Source organism: Prevotella conceptionensis 9403948, from assembly GCF_000312305.1.
Lineage (GTDB): Bacteria > Bacteroidota > Bacteroidia > Bacteroidales > Bacteroidaceae > Prevotella > Prevotella conceptionensis.
Window position 1 is genome coordinate 11,039 of record NZ_HE999461.1, and the last position, 791, is coordinate 11,829.

The window sequence follows — 791 nt, forward strand, 5'->3', positions numbered from 1 at the left end:
TGATAGGTAAAGTCGTAAGACTGCGCGGTCTTTGTGGAGTCCACCTTCTGCACCTTGGTGAGCGGTTCGCTCATCCGTCCGAAGGTCATCGTCATTTCATACTTCGCACCCTTCGCCATTCCGTTTGCCTTTATCAGACGGTTAAGGTCGTCGTAAGCGTAAGTGTGGTTGAAAGCACCGCCGAGTTTCGCTTTGTTGTTATTGCTATTGTTATTACTATTGTTGTTATTATTACTATTGGCCTGCGTCGGGTCTACGGCATTGACAATACCCAAGATATTATCCACAGCATCGTATCGGTACTTGTTGGTCATAATCGCCGTTCCTGCTGCCGTGAGATTCATTTCTTGTAAGCGTTCGCGTTGTTTGTCGTAGGTGTAGGTTGTCTCCGTGCCGTTGCCCAGCTTGGTATAGACTGTGTGTCCATCCTTGTCATAGCCCACCTTTTCTACGATGGTTTCTTCCTTTCCTTGTTTGTTGGACTTGACACTCGCGATTTGCCCTGCCGCATTGTAATGATAGGTAACCACCTCCCCGTCGGGATAGATCATCGTGCGCACGCGGTTCCAGCTGTCGTACGTGGCGCCGTAGACATAGGTGCGCACGTCGGCGGTGCTCACCATCACCGAGCGCACCGTCTTCACCACTTCGCCTTGGTTGCCGTAGTAGTAGGCTTCGCCACCCGACGCGTCTTCCACCAGCACCAGCCTGCCTGCACGGTTGTACTTCTCGCCCGGTTTGCCGTAGGTGTAGGTAACGCGGTTGAAGAGGTTCTTGGGATAGAGCACTTC

The 791-nt window shown here is 52.1% G+C and carries 1 pseudogene; it reads right to left on the reverse strand.

The window, feature by feature from the left end:
- A pseudogene (locus tag BN93_RS15345) lies at positions 1–791 on the reverse strand (RHS repeat domain-containing protein); the annotation flags it as partial.